This window comes from Desulforamulus profundi (genome assembly GCF_002607855.1).
On record NZ_AWQQ01000117.1, the window covers coordinates 1 to 2510 of the forward strand.

Sequence of the window (2510 nt, forward strand, 5' to 3'; positions counted from 1 at the left end):
CAGTGAATACTGCAGGAATACAATTCATACATGATAACAGCAAGAACAATTAAGGTTGGCCACTGAAAAATCTCGGGATACCACTTGCTTTTTAATCTTGAATCCGGTAAGAAGTAGGTTTTTTATTTTCGGATAGAAAAACCATTTCCAGATACCAGCGCCAGACTTCTTCAGGAGGGAGATCCTCCATGTTAGTAACGATAATTTGTAATCTTATAGTTCTTTAAAGTCAAAGGATATTTGGTCACCGCCAGAGACAGTGTTAATTGTTTCTCTGATAAAGACAAACCGTCTGACCCTTTCCCAGGAAGGAAGCGGTACAGTTATTTCAGAAACAGCATATTTATCATCCAGTTTTCACCATGATTGTTGTTCATTCAGGTAACCTATGATCATCCTTGATTTTCATATAACCAGAGTCAAATTTAAGAGCGTTCATATGGTCAAATCTCAAAAGTCCTAGGGCAGAACAATCATGATATCAATTATTTCAGCTGCACTGTAAGTACAGTTGTGATGCCGGGTTACCGTTAAATGCTTCTGTACGATTTCAACAAGCCCAATGGCCTGTTTTAGAACTTCAAACAAGCCGAAATTGCCGAAACTGGTAACGCAGTTGTTATCAAAGGTTACTGGTAAGTTAATTTTTCTAATTAGTCCCTCTAACCTGGAACAAGCTTTTTGGTGAGTACGCTGGAGTTTACGTTTTTGCTGACGTGTAAGGTTTTCTGATTGATTATTGGTAAGTAACTGTGGTACCCTCATTATGAAGACACTCTCCTTCGTAATGGTTTTGTTTAGTCACTTTACCAATTCACGAAAGAGATGAGTGTCCTCTTTTTTKTTCAAATTTTTTACAACAAATTATTCTGATCAGGTCTTGTGGGTTTTTCTTTTTTACTTACCGGATCTAAGTTAATATTTAATGAGATGGCAAAGAAATTATCTTCCCTGAACGGTTCTATCCTGAAAATATAATTTTCATCCTTGCTGGTGCCGCTTTAGCGGCATGGGGGTCTATATGGTCAAAATCACTCTTACCCTGGCACAACAAGCCAATGTAATCAATAGCAACACTTCCATTAGAAATATGAGGATTCTTTTGCCCTGCAGCCATTGTTTTGTTTAGCCGTGTTTTTATTTTGGTGTTAGCCAATAACGCACCTATAAGAGCCAGACCGGAATGAGTTGTTAAATCGTCGTTACCTTGTTCAATTTCAAAAATAGTTAGCTTATCATCGTTCTTGAATTGGGTTTGGGTGCCACAAAGAGTTTATTTCACTGATTCAGGTTAAATAAATGGAGCCCCCCTAACCGAGGAGCCCAATCATTCTTATTCCATATTCATAGTACATTCTTCGGCAGTCATACCGCAGTCAGGACAGTTACCCGCCTTCATCATTTCAATATGGGACTTCCAATCCTGTCCTACAGATTGTTTTAAAGCTGCCTTGCAGTTATTCAACATCTGAACATAATTGCTCCTGTCACTGCTATTGTCATTGGCTGCAAAAGCAGTAGAAGCAATAAGTAAACTGGAAGCTAAAGACAGAGTAATGATGATTTTTTCAATTGGGTAACCTCCCTGTTTATTTTTACTCACATAAAAATGATACAGTAAAAAGTTCACATCCCTGTTACAAAAGTAACACATTTTTGTGATACTTTTGGTTTTAGTTATTAAATTCAACTACAACCCCTTTAAAATTAAGTAACAAGGTCGAATAATTAAGTAGACTAAGTATGAAGGGTGAACCTGCATGAAATTGAATAACCCGTTTTCAGATGCTGTTTCCTGCCTTGACCGGGATGTTTTGGACCATACCCGGCAATTGGACCGTATCATCGGCAGCTTTAGGATTATGATTGCCCTTTTTATTGTTTTTGTTGAACTGAACCTAGGCCATACCAGCCCCCGGGCAATGGTAGGCTATACTTTGCTTTTCCTGTACTCTACCTTGTGGTTATTGATGCAAGCCCGCTATCCCTCGCCGAAGATCGGCAAGTGGGGCTATTTTCATTTTGTAGTGGATTTGCTGGTTATGGGCACTTTTACTTTTTTGAAGTCAACGTTAACCACCAGTTATCACGACGGGCTTTACATTATACTGGTTCTTATTTACCTGGTCCGCTTCGGCAAGCAAGTGGCCATCAGTTTTGCCGTCATAGTTTCAGCAATTATCATTTATGTTTGTCTATGCAGGCATTTTGAGCATAATATCTCCCTTTTTATTTTGCTGGGCACCATGCTGGCCGTCATTTATTTTGTAGGCAATATCATGGACCTAGAGAAAAGTCTCCGGGAAAAATTAAGATATCTTTCCACCCATGATCAGTTGACCGGTGTTTATAATTTCCGGTACTTTCAGGAGCAACTGATCCACGAACTGGAACGGGCCCACCGTTACCAGCGCTCCTTATCCCTGGTCATTTTTGATATCGATGATTTTAAAAAATATAACGATTCCTTCGTCATGATGCAGGCAACCTGGTGTTGCAGGCAGTGGGAA

General features: G+C 39.3%; 3 protein-coding genes and 1 pseudogene. 1 reads left to right on the plus strand and 3 read right to left on the minus strand.

Features of this window, described 5'->3' with window-relative positions:
* Positions 1 to 459: 459 nt before the first annotated feature.
* The 3 genes and pseudogenes from P378_RS16595 to P378_RS16605 form a co-directional block, all read right to left on the minus strand.
* The gene (locus tag P378_RS16595) at positions 460 to 765 is read right to left on the minus strand and encodes a hypothetical protein (protein ID WP_099084003.1); all 306 of its coding nucleotides are present in this window, start codon (positions 763 to 765) and stop codon (positions 460 to 462) included.
* Between the two features lie 134 nt (positions 766 to 899).
* A pseudogene (locus P378_RS16600) lies at positions 900 to 1225 on the minus strand (hypothetical protein); the annotation flags it as partial.
* Between the two features lie 108 nt (positions 1226 to 1333).
* A complete protein-coding gene (locus P378_RS16605; protein WP_099084004.1) occupies positions 1334 to 1690 on the minus strand; it encodes a hypothetical protein in 357 nt (118 codons plus the stop codon).
* A 70-nt stretch (positions 1691 to 1760) separates the two neighbouring features.
* Between P378_RS16605 and P378_RS16610 the strand changes: the two genes are divergently transcribed.
* On the plus strand, positions 1761 to 2510 hold a 750-nt coding region (locus P378_RS16610), incomplete at its 3' end, for a GGDEF domain-containing protein (protein WP_143338529.1).